Origin of the sequence: Nostoc sp. JL34 (assembly GCF_017114945.1) — a bacterium.
In the GTDB taxonomy this organism is placed as follows: Bacteria; Cyanobacteriota; Cyanobacteriia; order Cyanobacteriales; family Nostocaceae; genus Nostoc.
Genome location: NZ_JABXKQ010000142.1, coordinates 18,048 through 42,019 on the forward strand (window position 1 = coordinate 18,048; position 23,972 = coordinate 42,019).

The 23,972-nt window shown below is 42.9% G+C and carries 18 protein-coding genes; 10 read left to right on the top strand and 8 right to left on the bottom strand.

From position 1 onward, the window contains the following. Nucleotides 1-18 precede the first annotated feature (18 nt). The 4 genes from HWQ44_RS25890 (at nt 19) to HWQ44_RS25905 (ending at nt 3,324) form a co-directional block, all read left to right on the top strand. Nucleotides 19-240, top strand: coding sequence for a hypothetical protein (locus HWQ44_RS25890; protein WP_292724729.1), 222 nt, complete (start codon nt 19-21; stop codon nt 238-240). After that, nucleotides 186-308 (top strand): type I restriction enzyme endonuclease domain-containing protein, encoded by a 123-nt coding sequence (locus HWQ44_RS25895; RefSeq protein ID WP_292724649.1) that lies wholly within the window; start codon nt 186-188, stop codon nt 306-308. The genes HWQ44_RS25890 and HWQ44_RS25895 overlap by 55 nt, the downstream gene beginning before the upstream one ends. A gap of 680 nt (nt 309-988) precedes the next feature. Further along, nucleotides 989-2,149 (top strand): KamA family radical SAM protein, encoded by a 1,161-nt coding sequence (locus HWQ44_RS25900; RefSeq protein WP_292724651.1) that lies wholly within the window; start codon nt 989-991, stop codon nt 2,147-2,149. 185 nt (nt 2,150-2,334) lie between these two features. After that, a complete protein-coding gene (locus tag HWQ44_RS25905) occupies nt 2,335-3,324 on the top strand; it encodes a D-alanine--D-alanine ligase (RefSeq protein WP_292724652.1) in 990 nt (329 codons plus the stop codon). Between the two features lie 15 nt (nt 3,325-3,339). Here HWQ44_RS25905 and HWQ44_RS25910 read toward each other — a convergent pair whose 3' ends face one another. The 5 genes from HWQ44_RS25910 to HWQ44_RS33660 all read right to left on the bottom strand — a co-directional run bounded on the left by HWQ44_RS25910 (nt 3,340) and on the right by HWQ44_RS33660 (nt 9,299). After that, the gene (locus tag HWQ44_RS25910; RefSeq protein WP_292724654.1) at nt 3,340-4,716 is read right to left on the bottom strand and encodes an MATE family efflux transporter; all 1,377 of its coding nucleotides are present in this window, start codon (nt 4,714-4,716) and stop codon (nt 3,340-3,342) included. Nucleotides 4,717-5,082: 366 nt separating this feature from the next. Further along, nucleotides 5,083-7,275, bottom strand: coding sequence for a transglycosylase SLT domain-containing protein (locus tag HWQ44_RS25915; protein ID WP_292724656.1), 2,193 nt, complete (start codon nt 7,273-7,275; stop codon nt 5,083-5,085). Nucleotides 7,276-7,939: 664 nt separating this feature from the next. Then, nucleotides 7,940-8,248, bottom strand: a complete 309-nt coding sequence (locus tag HWQ44_RS25920; protein ID WP_292724658.1) for a hypothetical protein — start codon at nt 8,246-8,248, stop codon at nt 7,940-7,942. Nucleotides 8,249-8,606: 358 nt separating this feature from the next. Then, nucleotides 8,607-8,915 carry a hypothetical protein gene (locus HWQ44_RS33655; RefSeq protein ID WP_334859044.1) on the bottom strand — a complete coding sequence of 103 codons (309 nt, stop codon included), beginning with the start codon at nt 8,913-8,915 and terminating at the stop codon, nt 8,607-8,609. Beyond that, the gene (locus HWQ44_RS33660) at nt 8,916-9,299 is read right to left on the bottom strand and encodes an adenylate/guanylate cyclase domain-containing protein (RefSeq protein ID WP_366931402.1); all 384 of its coding nucleotides are present in this window, start codon (nt 9,297-9,299) and stop codon (nt 8,916-8,918) included. Between the two features lie 116 nt (nt 9,300-9,415). On the opposite strand from HWQ44_RS33660, the gene HWQ44_RS25930 reads away from it, so the two are divergent. The 4 genes from HWQ44_RS25930 (at nt 9,416) to HWQ44_RS25945 (ending at nt 14,320) form a co-directional block, all read left to right on the top strand. Beyond that, nucleotides 9,416-9,922 carry a hypothetical protein gene (locus HWQ44_RS25930; protein ID WP_292724659.1) on the top strand — a complete coding sequence of 169 codons (507 nt, stop codon included), beginning with the start codon at nt 9,416-9,418 and terminating at the stop codon, nt 9,920-9,922. A 754-nt stretch (nt 9,923-10,676) separates the two neighbouring features. After that, nucleotides 10,677-11,534: a lysophospholipid acyltransferase family protein gene (locus HWQ44_RS25935; RefSeq protein WP_292724661.1), complete on the top strand. Its 858-nt coding sequence runs from the start codon at nt 10,677-10,679 to the stop codon at nt 11,532-11,534. Between the two features lie 288 nt (nt 11,535-11,822). Continuing rightward, nucleotides 11,823-12,200 (top strand): hypothetical protein, encoded by a 378-nt coding sequence (locus HWQ44_RS25940; protein WP_292724663.1) that lies wholly within the window; start codon nt 11,823-11,825, stop codon nt 12,198-12,200. A 275-nt stretch (nt 12,201-12,475) separates the two neighbouring features. Then, a complete protein-coding gene (locus tag HWQ44_RS25945; protein WP_292724665.1) occupies nt 12,476-14,320 on the top strand; it encodes an iron uptake porin in 1,845 nt (614 codons plus the stop codon). Between the two features lie 158 nt (nt 14,321-14,478). On the opposite strand, the gene HWQ44_RS25950 is transcribed toward HWQ44_RS25945, so the two are convergent. Next, entirely contained in the window at nt 14,479-17,763 is a 3,285-nt protein-coding gene (locus tag HWQ44_RS25950) for an ATP-binding protein (RefSeq protein ID WP_292724668.1), read from the bottom strand. Between the two features lie 456 nt (nt 17,764-18,219). Here HWQ44_RS25950 and HWQ44_RS25955 point away from each other — a divergent pair, with 456 nt between their 5' ends. Together HWQ44_RS25955 and HWQ44_RS25960 are read left to right on the top strand one after the other, a co-directional pair. Continuing rightward, nucleotides 18,220-19,320, top strand: coding sequence for a response regulator (locus HWQ44_RS25955; RefSeq protein WP_292724670.1), 1,101 nt, complete (start codon nt 18,220-18,222; stop codon nt 19,318-19,320). A gap of 125 nt (nt 19,321-19,445) precedes the next feature. After that, entirely contained in the window at nt 19,446-20,138 is a 693-nt protein-coding gene (locus tag HWQ44_RS25960) for a response regulator transcription factor (RefSeq protein ID WP_292724672.1), read from the top strand. 79 nt (nt 20,139-20,217) lie between these two features. On the opposite strand, the gene HWQ44_RS25965 is transcribed toward HWQ44_RS25960, so the two are convergent. Both HWQ44_RS25965 and HWQ44_RS25970 read right to left on the bottom strand, forming a co-directional pair. Continuing rightward, nucleotides 20,218-20,724, bottom strand: a complete 507-nt coding sequence (locus HWQ44_RS25965) for a DUF3455 domain-containing protein (protein WP_292724674.1) — start codon at nt 20,722-20,724, stop codon at nt 20,218-20,220. A 134-nt stretch (nt 20,725-20,858) separates the two neighbouring features. After that, nucleotides 20,859-23,786: an NHLP bacteriocin export ABC transporter permease/ATPase subunit gene (locus HWQ44_RS25970; RefSeq protein ID WP_292724676.1), complete on the bottom strand. Its 2,928-nt coding sequence runs from the start codon at nt 23,784-23,786 to the stop codon at nt 20,859-20,861. Nucleotides 23,787-23,972: the final 186 nt, after the last annotated feature.

Sequence of the window (23,972 nt, forward strand, 5' to 3'; positions counted from 1 at the left end):
GACCAACTCAGATCAGTTATGAGAGATTATACTGCTGACAGTCAAGGTCAAACAGGCATTCCTCAAGAACAAGCGATCGCTCTTATGCTAGCAAAGTACGAAAACGTCACAGCACTGTTAGACGGTTTCGACTATTCGCCGTTCTTTACAGGTACTCCAACTGTGTGTGTCTCCTCTCCGCCGCAATGGATCATATTCTGGGGCTGGAAAATGGACAACAGCAGTTTATCAAAGCTGTGAACGAATTAGCCAAAGCCTTTGCTTTGTGCAGTTCCAGTGATGATGCGATCGCAATCGTCCAACGGTAATCAAATGTGGCGTAGCTGGCTGAATTATTTACACAAGTTGTAGATTGAGCGATCGCAAGCCACAATTGAGCAGATGCAGCGTGCGATCGCACCACAAAAAATCCTTACATAATTAAATATGCGACATTAACCTATGTATTAATACGGGACAAGCAAACGAAAAGTCTGATCGTCTCAAGGTAACAAAGACACTGTAAGAGCGATCGCTACGATCGCAGCATAAGTATTTTCCTGTACAGAAAATACTTATCGTGAACCTTGAAGTAGATTTTTTTATTTTAACTAAAAATCTAAGTAAATATACTAATACACTGTGACAAAAATTTGCTTACCTTTAACAAGGGACTTGAGCAGGAGCAATTCATGAATTGCTCCTACTTGTCTGCTTGCTTAATTGAGATGTTAGCTCAGGGGAAACGCATCTAAATTACTCTTGATCACAACGAAGGTTAAGAAGCAACGAAAAAATCAGGATTTCGCGTTTGATTATTTTTTAAGCCCCAAAGCGATCGCCTAATTATTCGCAATAAGTAAAGGTTAATGACATTATTTTTTAGCTCTATTGAGAATAGACTTTGCTTATTGACATGATGCGGCCGCCCTAGATGTTAGCTGGATTTGCGCCGCACTCTATTAGGCTGTGATTTGTTTATTATTCTCAGCTTAATTTAGGTCTAATCATGATCAAAAACACTACTCTAGATCCTCTAGTAACTGATATTCGGTGTGAAGAAATTTGTCAGATTTTGGGAGAGACTTACAACCAAGAACACTGGAACGATTGGCGCTGGCAAATGCGGCATCGGTTGACTAAGCTGGAACACTTTCAGAAGTTATTAAGGCTCAGTGCTACCGAAGAACAAGGACTTTTAATTGCACCAGAAAAGTTTGCTGTAGCTGTAACCCCATATTTTGCATCGCTACTCGATCCAGAAGATCCGCTTTGCCCCCTACGGTTACAAGTGATACCACGGCAAGAAGAGCTAATAGTTAGTTCAGCAGACATGGTAGATCCATGCGGTGAGGATGGCGACACTCCAGTACCAGGACTCGTACACCGCTACCCCGATCGGGTGTTGCTACTTGCCCTAGACACTTGCGCTGCTTATTGTCGTTACTGCACCCGCTCCCGTTTGGTGAGCCAAGGTGAGATGTACCCAGTAACACGGCGGTTGGATGCGATCGCTGTTTACCTGGAGGAACACACCGAGATTCGTGACGTGCTAATTTCCGGTGGCGATCCTCTCTTGATGGCTGATGAACCTTTAGACAATTTACTTGGGCGGCTGCGTACCATTAAGCATATTGAATTTATCCGAATTGGTTCTCGTGTGCCAAGTTTCTTACCGCAGCGAATTACACCGGAACTGGTTACCTTGCTTCGTAAACATCGTGTGTGGCTATCTTTGCACTTTTGTCATGTGCGGGAACTTACCCCGGAAGTGGCACAAGCTTGCGATCGCCTCGCTGATGGCGGCATTCCTCTAGGCAGCCAAACCGTGCTGTTAAAAGGTGTGAATGATTCTGAAAAAGCCTTGAAGAATCTGTTTCACAGTCTTCTCAGGCTGCGCGTGCGACCTTATTATCTTTATCAATGCGATCTAGTTGTTGGCACTGCACATCTGCGAACGAGTGTGCAAACTGGGCTTGATTTAATTTCTAAATTACGTGGTCATACTACTGGCTACGCTGTACCAACCTATGTAATTGATGCCCCTGGTGGTGATGGCAAAGTCCCAATTCAAGCCGAGACTCTGGTTGCTTATGAGAAGGGCACAGCTACAGTGCGAAATTGGGCAGGTCAGACGTATACATATACAGATCCAGTGGAGCAGGGCTAATATCGTGTCCGGCTAAAGACTTATCATTATAGACCGCTGATGATAAATCTCCTATATGGTTTGAGGTTGTTGATGAAATATTTTCACTTAATTAAGGATTTAGTAATCGAAATTTCTTAATTAACATATCTGATTTGTACATTAAAGCTAACAGAGAAAGCTTTCTCACTGGGAATTATCGGGCTATGGGGTTATTTATTGGTCTGTGTTATGACCTGAAGGCAGACTACCTTAAGGCTGGTTTCAGTGCCTCTGAGGTGATGGAGTTCGACGATGAAGAAACTATCATCGGGCTGGAAACTACACTATTTCAATTAGATCATCAGGTTGAACGTGTTGGCAATGGTAGAGAACTTGCTGGACGCTTGGCAAAAGGCGATCGCTGGGATTTGATTTTCAATATTGCTGAGGGTTTGCAGGGTCGCTCTCGTGAAGCTCAAGTTCCGGCAGTCTGTGAATTATTTGCTCAACCTTACACCTTTTCCGATCCGCTCACCTGCGCCTTAACGCTAGACAAGGCGCTTGCTAAGAGGGTAGTACGCGATCGCGGTTTGCCAACAGCCTCCTTTGAGGTGGTGAGTAATACCGCAGAAGCGGCATTTGTCTCTCTACCAATGCCACTTTTCCTCAAGCCTGTGGCGGAGGGTAGTTCTAAAGGGGTAACTGGGCGTTCTCTGGTCAAAGAACGCGAAGAGCTAGTAAATACTTATCAATTATTATACGAACTTTTTCAGCAACCAGTACTCGTGGAAACCTTTCTTCCTGGTAGAGAAGTAACAGTAGGCATTGTTGGCAATGGTAGCAACTCACGGGTAGTAGGTGTGATGGAAGTAATTTTTACAGGACTTGCGGAAGCTTTTGCCTATACCACCCTTAACAAAGATGAGTATCTGGAACGGGTATCTTATCGTTTGCTCATAGATCCCGAACCACTGGCAGCACAGGCAAGGCAACTGGCGCTGGATGCGTACCATACTCTTGGTTGCCGAGACGCTGCCCGTGTGGATCTACGCTGCGATGCTACCGGAATGTTGCAGTTTATGGAGCTTAACCCATTGCCAGGGCTACATCATATCCGCTCAGACTTGCCAATTATGGGACGTTTGGGTGGTGTAACATACACAGAAATCATTGCTGAAATAGTCGAGTCTGCATGGCAAAGGTACAAAAGTTGAAGTTTTTAGGGCTATTCAAGCAGACTCAATCTCAGAAGTCAAAAGATAAAAACGCCAAGTTAAAAGCACTGCACCTATGAGTAGTCCTAGTACTAAACCCAACCATAAGCCTATAGCACCCCAGCCAAAAGTGAATGTCATCAGATAGCCACCACCTAGACCTACTCCCCAGTAAGCGAACATAGTAATTAACACTGGCACTTTAGTATCTTTCAACCCAATTAAAGCACCAGCAGCAATAGTCTGAATAGAATAAAATATCTGGACTATTGCCCCCGCAGCGAGGAAAGAAGTTGCCGTTTTAACTATCTCGATATTATCTAGATTACTGGTGTCTAAATATATTGCCACAATATAGTTAGGAAACAGCCAAAAAATTAGTGCCACAATGGTTATAAAGGGAGTAACAAGCGCAATGCAAACTAATCCGGCTCTGCTTGCACCCTTGAGATCGTTTTGTCCCCTCAACTGTCCTACTCTCATCGTGACGGCGTAAGAAATACCTATAGACACTGTTTCGACAAAACTTTCTGTCTCGACGGTAATTTCATGTGCTGCTAACGTCTCTGTTCCAAACCATCCCATCAATAAAGCAGTGACAGTGAATACTCCAATTTCTGCTCCATACTGCAACCCCAAAAACCACCCAGTTTGGAAGATATCTACAAACATCTCCCGATCAAATTTATGTAAAGCACTATTAAGTTGGTATTCTTTAAAGTAGTCATCGAAGCAAATCCAACTGGCGGCGGCGATAAAATTCAGCCAAAAAATGAGTGTACTTGCCCAACCGATACCGGCTAAACCAAGGGCTGGTAAACCAAATTTACCGAACATTAACACGTAATTAGCAGCCGCATTCAATAATAGTCCAGCTACCGTAATTACTGTTAAAAATTGGGGTCGATTGAGGGCAGAGCTAACTTCTTTTAAGATACAAAAACCGAGTGCAGCTGGAAAACCCCAAACAATAGACCGCAAATATGTTTGAGCTAATAACACATTGCTTTCTTCTTGACCAGTCAGCAGCAGAATATAGTCAAAGTGCCAAATGATAAACATCACAGGTAAGCACATTGTCACAGCTAACCAAATCCCTTGACTGGTAGCATGGCTAATTTGGTCTATTTTTCCTGCACCAAAAGCATTGGCAATAGTCACACCCGCAGCTGAAAGAATAGAACGACAAACGGAAGCTAGAGTAGAAAAGGTAACAGCACCTAAAGCACCCGCAGCTAAAGCTTGGCTGTTAAGTAAGCCCATCATTACCCCATCCAATAAAGGAATGCCCGCTTCTAATATTTGAGTAATTACCAAAGGAACTGCCAATTGCAGACAGGCTTGGACTTCTAATATCAGTTCTGACTTAAATTCTTTTGAAGTTAACTCCATTGGGGCACATAAATTAAGGAGGGGGCTAAAAAGGCAACATTTAATACATTAAGATATATTAACGCTTACAGTGCAATCAACTTAAGTTAAAAGCCAATACAGTTCAGTTAAGGTTTTTTGATGAAAATTTTAGATCACAAAGACGCGATAAATCGCCGTCTCTACAATAATCGTCTTTCGTCTTGACGGCGATTCATTGCGTCTCTTGTTTTAACCGAACAGTATTGCGATCGCTCCCCACTAAATATGTGTAAAATATTACCCTTTAGCCATAACCGAGGATAATTCAGGAGTGCTGGTAGGGAATTAATAATCTTCCCTCCCCTGCCCCCTGCCTCCTGCCTCCTGCCTCCTCAAACAGCAAAATCACTGACTCGGTAGTTTTGGGTGTGTTGTCGAGTACTTTGCTACGATGCCAGAAATCTCAGGGTTATAAAGCCTGAGATAATTCCAGTAATTGCCAAATACTTGCCGCACATAATTTTTGGTTTCATCAAAGGGAATTTCTTCAACAAACTCATCTGGATCTTTTGTAGTTAGAGTTTGCAACCATTTAGAGACATTGCCAGGGCCAGCATTGTAACTAGCGATCGCCAGCAAAGAGTTATTGTTATATTGATCGTGGGTATGACCCAAATACCATGTACCCAGCATGATATTATCGTTGGGATTTTCTAAGTTTATTGTTTTGAAATCTACCTTGATTTGTGGGGCAATCCATTTAGCTGTACTCGGCAACAGCTGCATTAAGCCAGTAGCATCAGCAACGGATTTGATTTTTGGCTCAAACCGTGACTCTTGACGCATCAGAGCAGTTACTAGCAGAGGATTGAGTTGACGCTCAGTAGACCACTTTTCAATCTCTCGCAGATAGGGAAATGGATAACGGGCTTGCCAGTAGGTGATTTGTTTACTCAGAGTCTGATATTGGGCAAGTTCCGCTGGTATTTCTCGGTCTTCCAATTTAGAAATTTTGTCAATTCCGATGAGATTTTCTCCCTTAGCCTGTCGGATCAACCCTTCAGTAAATTGCTCTGTTACCGTTGGCTGAATTTTGTTCTGAAATTCTGTTTGCCATTGTAACCAGGCATCACGGTCTTGACCCAGCAGATACAATTCTTTGAAAGTTTCAGAACCAGCAGGCGGGACTGGGCGCTGGGGTGTGATTACTTCTGGGTTCATGACGCGCACGTTGTCAAAATTGCCGACATTTAGCCCTAACATCGTCGCAGCTCGCCATGCATAGTAAGAGTAAGGAAACTGGCTAATCACATACTCATAAGCAGTTTTAGACTCCTGCTGTTTCCCTAGTAAAGCTGCCCATTTCCCTACCCAAAAGCCTGCTCTTGGAGCCAAAATACTATTGGGGTTATTAGTGACAATTGGTTCTGCCCATTGCCAAGCACCGACGTAATCTTTGGCATTAGCTTTATCTTGGGCGATTTTCCAGCGGTATTCTGCGGCTTCGTCAGAACTACCGTATTTGGCTATGAGTAATTGCCACGACGCGCTAGCTGACTTTTGATCGTTGAGAGTTTGGATTTTGGCTTTTTGTACCAGTGCAGTACCAGCTTGCTTCGGAAATTTACTAATTACCTGCTCAAGATAGGGTAAGCCGTCTTTAGCTGTTTTTGCGGTTTCTGCTAACCGCAGTAGTGCTGTCCCAGTTTCCTCGGTATTTGGAAATTGCTGCACCACTTGTTTATAGGTGGCGATCGCTTTTTCTTTATCTTTACCTCCTACCTGTAAGCCCCGAGCGGTACGGTAGAGGTTGCGCGATGTTTTGGGTGCTTTGGCATAAGCATCCGCCGCTTTCAGAAATTGATTATTTTCCCAATAGCTGGTACCAATGAGTTCCCAGTCTTCGGGTTTCAGGGTAGGCTGTTTTACTAGCTGATCCAAAACACCCACTATACCTGGTTGATCGTAGGCATATTTAGCCAAAATCAATTGTAATTGTGGCTGATTGGGATTTTCTTGCAAGCGTTTGCGGATAATTTCCCAAGTTAGAGGATTGGAAGGAAATTGAGCGATCGCTGTTTCTTGTTGCTTCGGTTGAGCAATTAGATATAGCGCTTTCACGCTGGCCGCTTCTTTGGGATACTGTTTCAGCACCCTTTGCCTGAGATCGGAGGCTTTGCCATCCTCGCCCAGCATATCCTCTGCTTGGGCCTGTTTCAGCAAAATATAGGGCGCCAGGATAGGATAGTCTTTTTCTAGTCCTTGGAGTAAAACTAGAGCTTTTTGCCCTTGGGTTCTTTCAATATAATCACTCGCCAACAGATAACGAGCGCGATTCCGATCTGGCGATCGCGATTCTTGGGCGATCGCTGCTAGTTTTGCTGCCCGTTCTGGCAGCGATTGTGATATCAGTGGAAAGACGGCTGATTGAGCCTTGCTTGCCTCTGATGTTTGCTCTGCTTGATTCTGACTCAGTTTGAGCCACTTCCCCAGAGACTTGCCAATCTCAGGTGCTGATACCATTGCCCCAGCTAAAAAGGCAAACAGTGCTGCACCCGCAATTATCGAAATTTGCTTTTTCTGTAGTTTCTTCAGCATGAATACCCGCTGAAAAGTTCCGGTGAATTTCTTGAAACTCTAACACTCCTAACCATCAGTGTGTCCAATTTTTTAATTTTAGATTTTTAATTTTATGTAGAAAAATACTAATTTTCAATCCTACGGTTGGCAGTATTGAGTTATTAGCACATATTAAATACTATTACATCTATCTTGGGTATATCATAAATGCACTTTCCCACTACCACTTGTGCAGTGAAAACACAATCCTCAGTCTCTTTTACATCAATGCGGTTCGGATAAGCACTCTTCACTTTTCTTATGGTCTGGGAATTGGTCTTGGGGAAAGGGGTAAAGGATGTATTAAAACCTTTCCCCTTTAACCGAACCGTATTGCCTTTTAAGGGACTTCCAAGTAATAAATTACTCAAAAAAATAGAACTTACCCCGCACGCTGGCCTTCACCATTGACTGATTTAATTTGCAGACTGGCGGAGTGCATTCAGAAATGTGTAGACGCCTAGCGGCTTGTTGTCTTGTCAGATATCAATTTTGAAATAAAAATCCCCGCCACCGTTGACAGAGATATTAGTTATTAAGCGTTGCAGGAAAAGCAGGATGATTTTATAGGTTTTGTAAGATGGGATGAAAAGCCCGTCCCTTGTATTTCCAGGAACTTCGGGTACAAGAATCATCTCTTGATTCAGCAACGCCAAAAATCTTTGTGGGCAGTGACAAGCATCTGAGCCTGCCTTAAAACATTTCCGAATAAATAAATAGGAATCTGCCAAGCAGCAACGGTAACTTCTTTGACTATATCCTGTACACTAATGGCAATTAATTCATGCTCTGGCGGCTCTCCATCAACTGTACCAGACCAAGTAAAAGCTAATAAGAAATCATCGTCTCCAGGCAAGGATGCAATCAAACATTCTTCTGGTGTTGGTTCGCAAATAATTCCATAATCATTTGCAAGTTCTACTAATCTTTGAAAGTTGTTTTCGTTTGTCATTTGTCCTTGGGATGTAATTGAATCTCAGTTTTAGAAGAAATCATATTTTGAACTCCAGAACTCAAATGAGTTGCTCCATAGCAAAAATGACGAATTATTAATTATTCGTTGAGAGTTATGAGTTATTGGGGTTATTGGAGTTAAATCAGGCTTAAGTCCAAAATCTTACCGCGATCGCTTGGTTCTATCAGCAACAATTGTTACTGTTTTAAAAAAAGCGAGACTACCTACTTTTTCGGTTTACCCTATTTACATACACCTCCCTTTGTTATCATTTCAATATTGATGCCTTAACCTCACCCAAGCTGACGCAGTGCATTGAGAATTGCGTAGACGCCTAGCGGCTTGTCGTCGGACATCATTTTTGGGGAACAGCTGTAAACCGAAGCAGAAAAAGATGCTTATCAACATGAGATTGTTGGATCACCTTGGCATAGATATGTTCTTTTTCTGTAGCCATTTCTGCTTCAATCAATAACTTGAGTTTGAGATTACTCAATAGTTCTAAAAAATGTGGCGATGTCAGCTGACAAGACGCTGGGTATCTTGTCATCTGCACTCCTTTTTCGGAGAAGCTAATCAAGTTCCCCATAAATACTGTTACCACTGCATATTTTCCCTGCAAAATGGAGTATTCTACAGGTACTTTTTGAGTGAGAACTATCATTTATTGATCATATTTAGGCAAGAATAAATTATATTTACCGCCAATGCCACGAATTTCACAAATTGTCACAGGGTGTTTCATACCCTTGGGTTCTATTTGTAATTGTCCAGCAATTTGGAGGTCAATATTGGCATCTTTCCAGGTATTTTCGGAAATTAAAATTTGCCCTCCCACGATATAAGACTCAATTCGAGCAGCCAAATTAACATGACTGCCAATAACTGTATATTGAGCGCGTTTTTGAGAAGCAACATTTCCCGCCACAGCCTCGCCTGTATTAATCCCAATTCCCATTTCCACGATTGGGAAATTCATTTGCTGCATTGCCAATTGCATGGCAATAGCACAGGCGATCGCTCGTTGAGAATTATCCTTGCGACTAATTGGCGCACCAAAATCACAAAAATGCCATCATCCCCAATTCACTCTCATCTTTGATAATTGCTAAGTGTAAAAACGTAGTATCCTACATATTGGTATATAAAAATAAGTCCAAAATCATGAGGAGAAACCCCATAGGATTACTACTTAGCGGAGTGATTGTCAGCTTCGGACTGTCATCATTGTTAGCTCAAGCACAAGAACAGGTTTCTGATGCCCAAGTTACGGCGATGGTAGAAGCGCTGCGACTAGCTGCACCGCAGACTGGCATCGCAAATGATGGACTTTACAGTGAATGGCAAGTTAAACCAGAAACCCTAAAAGGCTGGTCGAAACATTGTCTCAAACAAGAACTAACACCAACGCAGTTTGAAAACAGCCCCGCGACAGCACGCCAAGTTGTCTCTTGTATCACCCGCCGTGAGTTAAACAAGCAGTTTATCGCCAATAGTAATAATGAAACCGCCGCTGTGCGTGGTGTCGGTTGTTGGTGGATGACTGGCAGCTATACAGGCTGTAACAGCGGATTTACTGCTGCCTATGTTCAAAAAGTTGTGGGTTTTTACCAGCAGCAGCGTTCAAAACCAGCAACCACTCCATCCCGATCGCCAAAGAAATCACCGTGATGTGGCAATGATTACGCGATCGCAATTAAGCAGAAATCAACCCTTACAGTATTGCTTCGTTCAATCTAATACGACGCATTTAACACCAACAGTTTCATATCTCACGATCAAGCGAACTTCAAACCGAGTTAAATACGCCTGTAATCAGCTTTTTAGTATTAAGTAGGTAGGCACGAAAAAATATGTAAAAATAAATAGGGAGAATGCATCTACCAAGGTAACTTAAATATGGACTCTCCTTTAAGAATATTCTTGACTGGTGAGCAACACCGAACTTTGTATTTTACCTTAGAAAAACACACACACCGCAGAAAGTCAAAGACTGAGCAGAAGTAATTATGTTGGAATTAGCTGCTGCTAGAGGGAAAATCAACTTCAAGTATTTAGACGAATCAGGTTTTTGTGCATAGAGCGAACCTGGTTATATCTAAGAAGTTATTTGAAAAGTGGTTGGCTGTAATTTAAGGCACTTGTTGATCCCTCCTAACCCAATACGGTTCAGTTAAGTCTTTTTTTTCTCCCCCTGCTTCCCCTACCTCCCCTGCTCCCTCTGCCTGCCTTAACAGATAAATTTCCTTAACTGAACTGTATTGCCCCCTAACCCCATTTTTGAGGGGAAAATCGGAATCAAAGTCTCCCAATTTCTCAGGGGATTTAGGAGGATCTAGAAAGTTTTGCTACCGATAAGAGGACTTTTCAAACATCCTCTAACAAAGGATTGTTTGACCCTTGCCAATCCTGTTAGAATGCATCGATGTCAAAAAAGCAACATCTCTTAAACAAAAAACCCGGTTGGTCTTTGGATGAGCGAGATCCAAAGTTCATAGAATCTCTGATGCCCCTGTTTGGCTTTTTGTATCACTACTATTTCCGAGTACAAACTAGTGGCTGGGATAATATTCCACCCCAAGAAAAAGTTCTGTTTGTCGGTTCGCACAATGGGGGACTCGCAGCACCCGACATGGCAATGATGATGTACGACTGGTTCCGACGATTTGGTGTCGAGCAACCCATTTATGGTTTGATGCATCCCAAGGCTTGGCAGGTTAGCACCCCATTAGCACAACTGGCCGCCAAAGCTGGAGCAATTATCGCCCATCCGAAGATGGCTTACACTGCCTTGCGCTCTGGAGCTAGTGTGCTAGTTTATCCAGGTGGAGCCGAAGATGTCTTTCGACCGTGTTATTTACGTAACAAAATTTATTTTGCGGGGCGGCAAGGATTTATCAAGTTAGCATTACGGGAAAATGTGCCGATTGTGCCTGTGATTTCCTGGGGTGCTCACGATACGCTGATTGTGATCGCTGACATTTACAAAGTTATGCATCAACTCCATGAGTGGGGGATGCCTTGGCTGTTGGGGATTGATCCGGAAGTTTTTCCGATCTATCTGGGACTACCTTGGGGATTAGCAATTGGCCCATTACCCAACATTCCATTACCTGTGCCCATGTACACACAGGTTTGTCCGCCAATTGTATTTGAACGCTACGGCGCTGAAGCAGCCAGCGATCGCCACTATGTCAATGAATGTTATGAATTAGTTGTTAGTCAGATGCAGCAAGAGTTAGATCGCTTAGTGAAGCTAACTGCTAATGCTAATTCTCTATGAGCATCCATATAATTTAGTCTGCGGACTGCAAAGCAAAAGCTCTTCACGGGCTATTTTCAGCACTAAATCAAGTGTATTCTGGTTCGCTAGAGGAATCAATACAAAAGTTTCTGAACTGGAACAAAAAATCGCATACAGTAAGTCCATTAGTCAAATCAGACGGGAAAACCCCTTGAATTGGACTAGCAATATTGTGGCAAACAGTCCTTAACTTGCTAGGTTGCTTTGAAAATCCGAGCCGTTCGCAGTACTGGCAGATGTTACCAAAAAATTAATTTAACAACACTCATGAAAACACTACTGAAAAGATCCGCGTTACTCCTTGCTCTACCAATCAGTATCTTAGCTAATTTTTCCTTATCTGCTTCTGCTGATTCTACTGCTGGCATCATCCTGAGTACGAAATGCCAAGGTGGCTACAACATCAATATTTGGCAGAATTATACTTCTGGTGAACTGCTCTATCGCGCGACCAATCCCAATGGTAATTTAAGTTTGGGCAAAGGAACTAAGCAAGCGACAGAAGGTGTTCGAGTCTATAAGTTTCGGAATATAAATTATGAATATTGGGTTTGGGATGGCACGCTGGATAACCCGCAGTCTGGAACTTTAGAGGTGTATAAAAACAATCGGCTCTTGATGCGGCAAACTTGTACGAAAAGTTAAATCTTCTAGCGGGTGTTATGCATTTTTTCTTAATCAATTCATAATTTACCAATCTAGCAACCTTATAACCAAAAAAACTGGTAAAAAATCTCAGATTACTACTCCAGACTGACTGTTGCTAATAGCTGTGCCGATACTGACTAAATTTTTTCAGATTTTTACCAACTTTTATGGTAAAAATCTGAAAATCTGGTAATAATAATGCATCGGGTGTTTTTTAGTACCAACGATTTCAGGAATCAAGTTGGTCTAATAGTATTTGAGGTGTGAGGTTGATGTCTGGTTTTTTACATAATTCATTGTTGATTGCTCCAATATTATTAACAGTTAGTCTGATCAATGCTCAAGGTGCATCAGCTATTCCAACAGATACACAGACTACTCAGTTTCAGGCAAAAGAAGGTGTGGTTGCTCAAACAGATAATCAAGCTGTTTTAACTGCACCTATCGGCGTTAGTTCATCTGACCAGATCCAGCAGTTCAATGATGACAGCAATAAAAATCCGAACTCAGTCATGAGTCAGGTTACTTCAGTCTCTCAACTATCTGATGTGCAACCTACAGATTGGGCATTCCAGGCTTTACAATCTTTAGTTGAGCGCTACGGTTGTATAGCTGGATATCCTAATGGCAGCTTCCAAGGAAATCGGGCAATGACTCGTTATGAGTTTGCCGCAGGTCTTAATGCTTGTCTGAATCGGGTTAATGAATTGATTGCTACTAGCACAGCAGATTTAGTCACAAAAGAAGACTTAGAAACCTTGCGAAAATTGCAAGAAGAATTCGCTGATGGACTAGTTGAAATACGGGGACGGATAGATGGGTTGGAAGCTCGTAATGCAAACCTGGAAAATCAACAATTTTCAACTACTACCAAGTTAAATGCAGAAATAATTTTCTCTGTTGGGAGTGTGTTTGGTGGGGATAGAGCGCTAGACTCCGATCGCTGGAGAAGAATTGAAGCAGCTCCTGTGGGTGCAGCTAGAGAGGCTGCAAGAGCTAACGAGTATACAGCATCGGGTGGACGAAGGCTTCAGGACAACGCAATTTTCAGCGATCGCATCCGCTTGAATCTAATTAGTAGTTTCACTGGCAAAGACCAGTTGTTTACCCGTTTAGAAGCGAACAACACCACAGCCTTTAGTGGGGCAGTCACAGGTACAAACATGACCCGTGTATCGTGGGACGGGAACAACGACAACAACATTGTACTGGGCAAATTATATTATCGCTTCCCGGTAGGTGACAAAATCAATGTGATTGTTGATGCTATTGGTGGGGAGTTCTACGACAACTTCAACACTATTAACCCTTTATTGTCCTCAACCCCGATTGGATCTCTTTCGCGGTTTGGTCGATTCTCTCCTATTTACCGCGCCAGTAATACGGGTTCTGCTAGTAATACAGGTTCAGGAGTCAGCGCCATATTTAAATTGAGCGACGCGATTACTTTATCTGGGGGTTATCTTGCTAGGAGAGCTAATGATCCTAGTGCTGGTGCAGGGCTATTTGATGGTAGTTATGGTGCTTTAGCTCAATTAGCATTCCAGCCCAACCAAAACTTAACTCTTGCTTTGAGCTATGCACACTCTTACTTTACTGGTAGTAATAATGATGTTTCCGTTTCAGGGGCTTACGGTAGTGTTTTCGCTAATACCCCATTTGGTGCTGGTGTTGCCACTTCAGCTAATCATTATGGGATAGAAACCAGTTATCGTTTCAATCCCCAATTGGTACTTTCTGGTTGGGTAGGGTATAGTCAAGCGATCGCAGAGGTTACTTCTGGTGCAAATGTTAATAGAGGTGATAAGGCAGACATCTGGAACTGGGCGATCACTTTAGCTTTCCCTGATTTAGGCAAAAAGGGTAACTTGGGAGGTTTAATCTTTGGTCAACCACCCAAGGTGACGAGTAATGACTTTGGCCCTGCTGTTCTTACTGCTACTAGTAATCTTCGTGAAGATAGCGATACATCTTTCCATTTAGAAGGATTATATCGCTACCAAGTGAATAACAATATCTCAATTACACCAGGCTTGATTGTGATATTGAACCCAGAACAGAACAGCAATAATGACACTATCTATACAGGAGTTGTTCGTACTACATTCCGATTCTAGATAATTTTGCATTAATTAAAAGGACGGCAGTCGTTACAACAGGGAGACAGTCTGCTAGGTGGCTTTGCCGACTTGGTTTCCCGAATTATGGAGACTGCCGTTGCAGAAGGAAATATGAATTTTTCCCCAAATATTGTTCTGAAATGTGGCTTGTTTACTTATTTTCTGGAAGTCCCTAATCTGATAATTTCTTCAAAATTAAATAAGTTTACGAGATTGGTCAGCGCCTTGATCAGGTGATCGTGCTGCTCAGGAATTTGTTTAATCAGTATTAGAACTTCTTTGGCATTTATTCGGAGCGCCGCTTGACGCAGTTGCTCAATCCAGTCGCTGGGCATTACGCTTAAATCTGCGATCGTTAATAAATCAGGTGTGCAGGATGAAGCATCAGCAGGCCAAGATGCTTTTTCCTGGTTTTCCAGTTCATCAGCATAAACATAGCGAACACCCAAATGTTCAGCCATCTTTTCAAAAATTACGGTCGTCCGAAATGGCTTACGCACAAAGTCATCAAAGCCCACAGATAGCGCAGTCAAGCGGTCTTCCTCAAATGCACTGCCGGTTAAGGCGATAATCACCGGGGCTTGAGCATCTGACGCTTTAATATGTTTGGTTGCCTCAAATCCGTTCATGATTGGCATCCGCAGATCCATCCAGATGATGTTAGGCGACCAGCTTTGCCAAAGGTCGATCGCAGCTTGACCATTTACTGCCTCCCGCACCTCAAAGCCAATGGGAGTTAATAACTCAACCAGAAGCTGCCGATTTTCCAGTTTGTCCTCGACAATCAGAATCCGATAGCTGGGTTGTCCCTTTTCTAAACCAATAACTTGCCGACTCGGTACAGGTGTTGGCAAGGTATCCAGAATTACTGCACGAGTTCGGATATCAAAGCTAAAAATTGAGCCTTTTCCTACCGTGCTATTCACCGTTATATCTCCGCCCATCAGCCGCACAAATCGCTGGCTGATGGGTAATCCAAGTCCAGTACCTTCCTGAGCTTTTTGTCCCGCCTCTGTTTGGACAAATGCCTCAAATAGGCGATTAAAGTCAGAGTTCGCAATGCCGCAACCCGTATCTTCAACGCTGAAGTTCAGGGTGATGGGTGCATCCGGTATGATGTTTGGGTTAAGAGTTTCTACCCGCAAACTTACTTGACCGATTTGGGTAAACTTAATTGCGTTTCCTAATAGATTAACCAGAACTTGACGCAATTTACTTTCATCGGCACAGATGTATTGGGGAATTGTAGGCGATCGCTCCAAAATGAGTTTTAACCCTCTTGAGCGGGCTTTCAAAGCAAACATCTGCTGAAGTCGATCCAAAAGCCCGTAGAGATCAAAATTTGTTTCGTTGAGAGTGACTCGACCTGCTTCAATTTTGGACATTTCCAAGACATCATTGATTAAGGTCAGTAAGTCTTCGCCACTACGGTTGATCGTATCAAGATACTCCTGCTGCTGTGAGTTGAGCGATTGATTCCGCAGTAGCAGTTGCGTAAAGCCAAGGATGATGTTGAGAGGAGTCCGCAGTTCATGGCTCATGTTGGAGAGAAATTGGCTTTTGGCAAGGTTGGCAGCATCTGCGGTTTCTTTAGCTTGCTTGAGCGCGGCTTCGGTTTTTTTCAGCTTGGTGATATCACGAGCAACCCAAAGGACTGCGTTGTCAGATAATGGCGAAACACTAGCTAAATACCAAGTTTCTCGATTTTTGATTGACAAGTGGTATTCAACAAAAACATTCTTGCGACTTCCATCAGGGTTTCTGGGTTCTTCTCTCAGATGCAACGCTTGCTGAATGGCATCGACTATTAAATTGGCGATTTCTTGAGGTAAAACTTCATGAACTTTTTTGCCAACACGATCTATATCAGGTTTGTAAGCGAAGGATTGGGTTAGCACATACTTCGTTTGCACATATTTTAGATAACGACCTTCGGCATCAAAAACCACTACCATATCGGTCATAGCAGCGAACATTAACCGCAGTTCTGCCTCGGATGTTTTTAGTGCCGCCTCTACTTGTTGGCGACCCCTTTGGGCAGCTTCGCTAACACGAATTTCCCGCTGAAGTTGGGTATTTTTCTCACCGAGTTCTCTGGTGCGTTGCGTGACTCGGCTTTCTAATTCCTCGTTGGTTCGTGCTAGGGCTAAAAAAGATTCACGCAACTGATGTGCCATTTGGTTAAAAGACTGCGCCAAAGAGTTTAGCTCGGTTGTACTGTTTACAGAAACCTTTTGGTCTAAGTTTCCTGCTGCGATCGCTCTTGCTGTACTTCCCAGTTGGAGAATCGGTTGTGTGATCCAGCGAGCTGTAAAAATGCCCAATCCGGTTGCGAGTGCAAACGCACCTAGACAAAGCACAATTGTGGTGTCAGTATTCGCATTGATTTGATCCATGAAATCTGCTTCTGGAACAACCACAACGATCAGCCAGTCCAACCCCTGCTCATTCTTCATTGGTACAATCTGTAAAAATTGCCGTTTACCCCCAATGTCAAAATCTAGTTGTTGTTTTTCGATAATTTGGGTTAAGTTTCCAAAGCGTTGCTGCAAATATTCAGCAGTGTGTCGTGTCAAAATATCACTGCTGGCGATCGCCTGAACTCGAATCGGATTCTGCGCTGTGATTGGATCTGTGGGATTTTCAATTATGTAGGGTTGTTGAGTGGCGGAACTGCCAACCAGCAATCCTGTTTGGCGTTCCAAAATGAAGGTTTCGCCGGTTCGCCCGATTTTTAGACTCCGCAGATATTGACTAATTCCCGTGAGTGAAAAATCGACAGCAGCAACACCTAGCAGATTGCCGCGATTATCATAAATGGGTAAGCTGGCATTCAGCACATATTTAGGTGTGGCAAACAGTTTATAAATTCCACCCCAGTTGGCTGTCTTAGACTTAACTGCCGATTCATACCAAGGACGAGTCCGCGGATCGTAATTAGGCTTGGATCTTAAAAGTTTAGTGTAATGTCCCGGTTGGTCTGCGGCATAAATCCGAATTTCATGCCCTGTGGACTCCCCTGAAAGTTTCACCTGAAAGCGGCCATCATCTGCTCTTTCAACTGCAACGTGTTCTCCATATTGCGACCCTACATAAACTGCTGTCACCGTGTCAAACGTCTTTAGTTGATACCAAAGGTGCTGTTCTAATGTTGATAATTTTTGGATATTAACTTCACCCAATTGAATAGCATTAGCATTTAGTTGATTTATTTGATGAGGCGTTTCAACATATATTTGCAGGTATTGCTGGATTCGAGCCGTGATCTCATTGCGGAGTTGGATTGCAACTTCGTTAACTGCCCGTTGTCCATTGTGTATTGATAGCCACCCAGTTAGCCCCACGGCTAGAGAAATTTGCAGTATAAACGGCACTACAAGAATGTGGCGTAACTGCACATTTTTAGTCAGCTTTGAAGCTTGAAGGGTGAGAAAATGCATATCCGAACTCCTGAAATTAAACAGCAATGTTGGGGTACGAATACTGACCCAGAAGCTTCTTAATTTTGATAAATTTTATGGAGTAATTATAGAATATGAACTATCTAAAATGATATTACCCTCTTGGGTAATATTGAAACTTTTTATAATCAAGCTAAAAAGCAGATAACAAGAGGATTATAACTAGATTTTAAAATTGTAAAGCAACTAAAAGCAAATTTGATTCCGTACTCAATTTATTTTTAATTACTTCCAATAAAAACAATTTAAGTAGATAGACTGGTATCAAAATAACAATATAAATAAATGTAAATTAATCAGCACCTTTGCAATCACAAATATGATCAATAGATTTGTTACGCAGATGGAATTTTGTATTACTTATAATCGACAATTTCTGTAGAATGCGTTATCAGTAGCTTGATAATTGACAATTCTCTTAGCCCTTTGAGAAGTATGGAATTAAGCCAATCAGCCAAGGGAGATATTCTTATTGTTGATGACACCCTGGATAATCTTCGCTTGCTATCAGCAATGCTTACCGAGCAAGGATACGAAGTTAGGAGTGTCACCAATGGTTCTATGGCGTTGATCGGCATACAAGCTCAACCTCCAGACTTGATTTTGCTTGATATTAATATGCCCGGAATGAACGGCTATGAGGTATGTCAGCGCCTCAAGTCTAATCCCCAAACACAAGAGATTCCCGTCATTTTTATTAGTGCTTTGAATGAGGTATTTGATAAAGTGAAAGCCTTTTCGGTTGGAGGCGTTGATTTTATTAACAAACCTTTTCAGATTGAGGAGGTGGTTGCTAGGATGGAGCATCAACTCAAACTTTGCCGCTTACAACTGCAACTCCAGGAGCAAAATCGTCGTTTGCAGCAGACAGAAGCAGAACTGAGGCGATCGCTCGATTATCAGAAGGCGCTGAATCTACGCATTGAGGAAATGGTGGCGCTAGAAGAACGCAATCGGATTGCCCGTGACATTCATGACTCTCTGGGACATTCTCTGGTAGCGCTGAATGTGCAAATGGAAACAGTGCTAACACTTTGGGAAGTTGATCCCAATCGAGCGCGATCGTTTTTATTAGAAGCGAAAAAATTGGGTTCCGCAGCTCTGCAAGATGTGCGGGAATCAGTTTCGGCAATTCGCTCAGATCCACTCCACGGACAATTGCTCGAAGGTGCGATCGCTAACCTTGCTGAGGAATTCTATCACCTCACCGATGTCTTACCATACTGCAAGATTGATTTATCACAACCGCTTTCCGATTCAGTAAATCATGTTGTGTATCGCATTATCCAGGAAGGGCTAACCAATATTTATAAACATGCCAATGCCACAGCTGTTCAAATTAAAATTCAAACAACGGCGGCGGGGCTATCGTTGATACTCCAAGATAACGGCAAAGGTTTTCAATCCGATCAAGCCGTAGTAGGTTACGGACTCCAAGGAATGCGAGAACGAATGGCTACAGTAAATGCCCAGCTAGAAATTGTCAGTAAACCGGGCGCTGGTTGTCGGATTGTTGCTAACTTTCCCAGAGATTAAGCAGTGCAGAAGGAATGTCAAGACGTTACATTTTGTAACGTTTCTACAAGGGTTTCAGGTAATGCTTGATTAATTTTTGAAGACATCTATTGATCGTTCATCAAAACCAGAAAGAGATAGTTACCATGAAAAATGATAAATCCTCTCCTATTCGCCTGTTAATCGTTGACGATCAGAGCCTCATTCGTCAGGGACTGAAAGCAATGCTAGAACAGGAACCTGATTTGCAAGTGGTTGGTGATGCTGAGAATGGTAAAGTTGCTCTAGAGCTTGTTGCAGAACTTCAGCCTGATGTGGTGCTAATGGATATTCGGATGCCCGAAATGGATGGACGAACTGCAACAAAACTGATTATGCAAAACTTTCCTAATATTAAAGTTCTCGTCTTGAGTACATTTGATGATGATTCTTATCTAACAGGGGCGATGCGTGCAGGTGCAAAAGGATATTTGCTTAAAGATATGCCTTCAAGTGAGCTAGCAGATGCAATTCGCTTTGGGCATTCTGGCTATACTCAATTTGGGCCGGGGTTATTTGATAAACTATTAGTTACAGAAGCAGCTTCAGCTTTAACTGGCCAAAACTCCACCTCATCAAAGCCATCGGAAATTACCCCACGAGAACAAGAAGTTTTATGTTTGATCGCTGTTGGCTCAACTAACCGCGAAATTGCCCAACAACTTTTCATTACAGAAGGAACGGTAAAAACTCATGTGACAAGTCTTTTAAACCGCCTCAATCTCAAAAATCGATCGCAACTTGCAATCTATGCAAATTCTGTTCTTAATCAAGAAAATAAACCATCTGAAAAACTGTGAGAACAATAGAATAATTTTTATGCAAAACATATTAAAAAGGGGCTTTAGCCCTTTTTGTGTAAATATTTATCACTTAATATTATCGAAGTGTAGTAGCTGCGGTTTTATTTTTGTAAAAAAGGTAATCGGCCGTATATTTAACACGAATCTCTTGGTTTTTAGATGATTTGTCACACCCTTGAGCAGGAGCTTTCCCACCAACAGTATTAATTCTTTGAATCCAATTGACTTGGCGGAAAATACCATTCCCTTCATGAGATTGTGCCTGCAATAATAGCCAGGGAATTGCATCAGCTTGTGGTGCATTTACTTGAGATTTTAACTTCCCCACAACTTTGCTACCATCTTTAGCTTCCCAGGTTGGGCCTGCATAATGCTTGCCCAAATCTTGCCCTTGCTCATTCAGCAACACGGCATCGGGAGCCTTAAGCCTCCACTCGTACTGGGCAGGGGATGCAGATTTTTCTTGGCAGACATAGATTTGTGAACCTTTGGCAGATGCTTTCAAAAGAAGTTGCTGACCATTTGGAACTTTTATCCTATCAGGTATAACAGTCGCATTCGCTATGTATTGGGCAGGCTGCATAGTTGTTGCGCTCGCAGTTTTTGTAGGAACACTACACCCATTCAACACCAACAAGGAAAAAACGAGGCCGCAATTTATTTGAAGAATTTTCCAAAGAGTAAGTGAGATAATAGACATCTTCTTCATTTATGATTTTAAAGCTTCTGTCGCGCCATCAGTTGGGCAAACAGTCCTACTTGATTGGCGAGTTGATTAAAACTGCCTTCCTGGACTACACGACCATTCTCGAATACATAGATGCGATTGGCGTTGCGAATGGTACTCAGACGGTGAGCGATCGCAATCCGTGTCACCTTCAAACGCTCTAAACTTTGACTGACGATCGCTTGGGTACGGTTATCTAAGGCACTGGTAGCTTCATCAAATAACAAGATTTTAGGTTTTAATACTAGCGATCGCGCAATCAATAATCGCTGCCTTTGTCCTCCAGAAATATTAGTTCCGCCTTCACTAATTACCGTGTGCATTCCCATCGGCATCGATTCCACATCCTCAGCAAAACCAGCCATTCGCGCGGCTTCCCAGGCTTCATCCATCGTAATCATCGCTCCACTGGCGATATTCTCAAAGATCGATGCAGATGTCAATCGGCTATTTTGCATCACAACTCCTAATTGCCGACGCACAGCATGAATATCTAACCCCGCTAAATCTTGTCCATCGTAGTAAATCGTCCCAGATTCCGGGACATCAAACCCCAGCAATAACCGGAACAACGTTGATTTTCCACTCCCCGAAGCGCCCACAAAAGCGATAAACTCGCCAGGTTCAGCATGGATACTAACATCATCCAATGTCAATGGCCCGTCATCGCGATACCGGAAAATCACATGATCAACCACCACTCGACCAGAAAGCCTCCCTGGATCAGCTTTTTCAGAGTCTACTTCCGGTTTCGATTCCAGAATCGGCTGCGCTCGTTCCCACAAAGGCACTACTTGCAAGACATCTATAATCGTGCTGCTGAGACTAGTGGCTCCACCGATAAATGTACCAAATGCCGCATTAAATGCTAAAAATACACCTGTGGATAAACCACCTTCTGGGGAATTGGCTTGCTGAAGTAAACTTGTGGCAAACCAGAAAAGTATTGCTGTAGTTAATACAGGCAAGATTTTATTAATCACAGCCAGAGCATCTTCAATGCCTTGGGTACTCAGCATCCATTTGATTTGCTGACTATACTGTTTTCCCCAAAAAGCAAAGGCGCGAGCTTCGGCTCCAGCAACTCGCAGTTTGCTAACGCCATTAATTAACTGCACCATCACCCCTGAGAGTTGTCCTTGTAACTCTAATAAAGGACGAACCTTACGCAGAGTATAAATTCCCGAAACAAGGGTAATCGTAATGTTGATGAAGGCAACAACAGTGGCAATTAATGCCAGTGAACCGTTGTAGTAAAAAAGCAGCCCTAAATTGAGAAACGCGAACAAGCTAGTGAAAATACTTCTTAGAACCGTGCTACTGAGCTTTTGGCGGATTTGACTAATCGCGCTGACGCGTGAATTCAAGTCCCCAGTTGAGTACTGACGGAAGAATGATGCTTTCAGATTTAATAGTCGATCCCAGACTGCTGCTTGAGTGGAAGCATCAGCAAAGGTTTCCACGCGCATGATTGCAAAGCCTTGAGCAAGTTGAAACAAGGTGCTACCAAAGGCAGTTGCTAGCAGCGCTAGGGCAATTTGCATTAATAAACCGCGATTGGCATCAGGAATTGCACTGTCAATTAAGATGGCGGTAGCTTGCGGGACAATCATTCCTAATAAAGTTGTCGCTATCCCCGCAGTCAAGACAACCAACAATTCCTTGTAGTGCCCTTGCATGGCAAATTTCAGCAAGTCAATCGTGGTAAGGACTTTATCTGGTAATGGGCGATAGAAAGTATATCCAGTTAGCGCCAGTTTAATCGCACTTTTGGCATTAACCACAGTGCGCGATCGCTTAATTGGATCAAAAATCTCATAGCGCGTATCAGATACAGGTAACAGCGCCACGGGATGGTTATCTTCTAGCGTGTAAGCTAGCATCGCACCGCAATCTTTTTTCCACCATTGACCTTGTAAAGCGATCGTTCGGGTTCGTAAACGAGAAGCACGAGCGATCGCTTGTAAGGGATCTTGAACTCGTTTGAGGTCTTCAGACTTTGCTGGCGGTCGAATCGTCACACCCAAAGTCCGCCCGACTGCACCCGCCGCAATTAGCAAAGATTGGTCAAAGTCATTGGCTCCAATTTGAGCAGAAGCGGCATGTTGCGGAGATTGCAGCAACGAAGCTAACTCGCCCAGCGTCTCCTCCATCACCTGATTATTCAGGTTTTGGCGTTCTTGAAATCGGTTTAATTCTACCTCTTGTTCCTGGTGTTCTACAAGAAAAAGGGTTTGAAGAAAGTATACTTGCAGTTGGAAAATCCCTTGGAACAGAATAGTAGCATCCTCAATCTCAGACGTAGTTAGGATTTCCAGTTCGGTTGTATCTTCAGCTTGAAACCACATATCTGCACTCAACGGCAACAATCCTGATTGAGGCATGACTAACAGTTGCTCAAACCCCATCCAAACCGCGTAACCACGCTGAATTTGCACCCAGGATACCAGCTCTCGCTGTGGTTGGAAAATCTGACCATCACTGAGTGAGAAGTAGCGAACCCCTTCTTCTTGAAACGGCAGTACAGGTGGAGTAATTGAAGACAGCGCCAATCCTAGTTGCTCAATCCATCCCTCCATTAAAGTTAGGGCTTCGCCATTGCCATTAGCAATAAATTCTCGAAAATCTTTCCTGGAAACTTTCAGAAGTTCCGTTTCTTCAATGGACACCGCCAGAAGTTGATACGGCAGCGACTGAGAATCACTGACAACACCAAACATTGCCTGTCTCGTTCGGGTAGTAAATAAATAGCGGCGGCTTCCCTCAGCAATTCCCTCTTTCACCGGAATCGCAAACACCGCCAATGAACCTGATTTTACGATCCAAATGGTCTTCGGGTCATTGAGAATAATTGGCTCATTGCCTTTGAACTGATAGTACTCTCCCCGCACAGTGGCGCTCCGAATTTGATCTAACATATATATTCCTGCTTCCTAAAATTAATATAAAATCGAATAAGTTTTGACATTTAACGTGTATGCATACTTCTTGCTTCATCCGAGATCAGATAAAAATTTCAGACAAACATTAATCGACACCAACTCCCTAAAATAAAACAACAGATTGAACTCTGACCTTTCCGCAATTTTTAATTTTTAATTTTT

Excerpts from the sequence above, each read along its gene's own strand:
- HWQ44_RS25890 (WP_292724729.1), top strand. The coding sequence starts at position 19 with ATGAGAGATTATACTGCTGACAGTCAAGGTCAAACAGGCATTCCTCAA.
- HWQ44_RS25895 (WP_292724649.1), top strand. The coding sequence starts at position 186 with ATGGATCATATTCTGGGGCTGGAAAATGGACAACAGCAGTTTATCAAA.
- HWQ44_RS25900 (WP_292724651.1), top strand. The coding sequence starts at position 989 with ATGATCAAAAACACTACTCTAGATCCTCTAGTAACTGATATTCGGTGT.
- HWQ44_RS25905 (WP_292724652.1), top strand. The coding sequence starts at position 2,335 with ATGGGGTTATTTATTGGTCTGTGTTATGACCTGAAGGCAGACTACCTT.
- HWQ44_RS25910 (WP_292724654.1), bottom strand. The coding sequence starts at position 4,716 with ATGGAGTTAACTTCAAAAGAATTTAAGTCAGAACTGATATTAGAAGTC.
- HWQ44_RS25915 (WP_292724656.1), bottom strand. The coding sequence starts at position 7,275 with ATGCTGAAGAAACTACAGAAAAAGCAAATTTCGATAATTGCGGGTGCA.
- HWQ44_RS25920 (WP_292724658.1), bottom strand. The coding sequence starts at position 8,248 with ATGACAAACGAAAACAACTTTCAAAGATTAGTAGAACTTGCAAATGAT.
- HWQ44_RS33655 (WP_334859044.1), bottom strand. The coding sequence starts at position 8,915 with ATGATAGTTCTCACTCAAAAAGTACCTGTAGAATACTCCATTTTGCAG.
- HWQ44_RS25930 (WP_292724659.1), top strand. The coding sequence starts at position 9,416 with ATGAGGAGAAACCCCATAGGATTACTACTTAGCGGAGTGATTGTCAGC.
- HWQ44_RS25935 (WP_292724661.1), top strand. The coding sequence starts at position 10,677 with ATGTCAAAAAAGCAACATCTCTTAAACAAAAAACCCGGTTGGTCTTTG.
- HWQ44_RS25940 (WP_292724663.1), top strand. The coding sequence starts at position 11,823 with ATGAAAACACTACTGAAAAGATCCGCGTTACTCCTTGCTCTACCAATC.
- HWQ44_RS25945 (WP_292724665.1), top strand. The coding sequence starts at position 12,476 with ATGTCTGGTTTTTTACATAATTCATTGTTGATTGCTCCAATATTATTA.
- HWQ44_RS25950 (WP_292724668.1), bottom strand. The coding sequence starts at position 17,763 with ATGCATTTTCTCACCCTTCAAGCTTCAAAGCTGACTAAAAATGTGCAG.
- HWQ44_RS25955 (WP_292724670.1), top strand. The coding sequence starts at position 18,220 with ATGGAATTAAGCCAATCAGCCAAGGGAGATATTCTTATTGTTGATGAC.
- HWQ44_RS25960 (WP_292724672.1), top strand. The coding sequence starts at position 19,446 with ATGAAAAATGATAAATCCTCTCCTATTCGCCTGTTAATCGTTGACGAT.
- HWQ44_RS25965 (WP_292724674.1), bottom strand. The coding sequence starts at position 20,724 with ATGCAGCCTGCCCAATACATAGCGAATGCGACTGTTATACCTGATAGG.
- HWQ44_RS25970 (WP_292724676.1), bottom strand. The coding sequence starts at position 23,786 with ATGTTAGATCAAATTCGGAGCGCCACTGTGCGGGGAGAGTACTATCAG.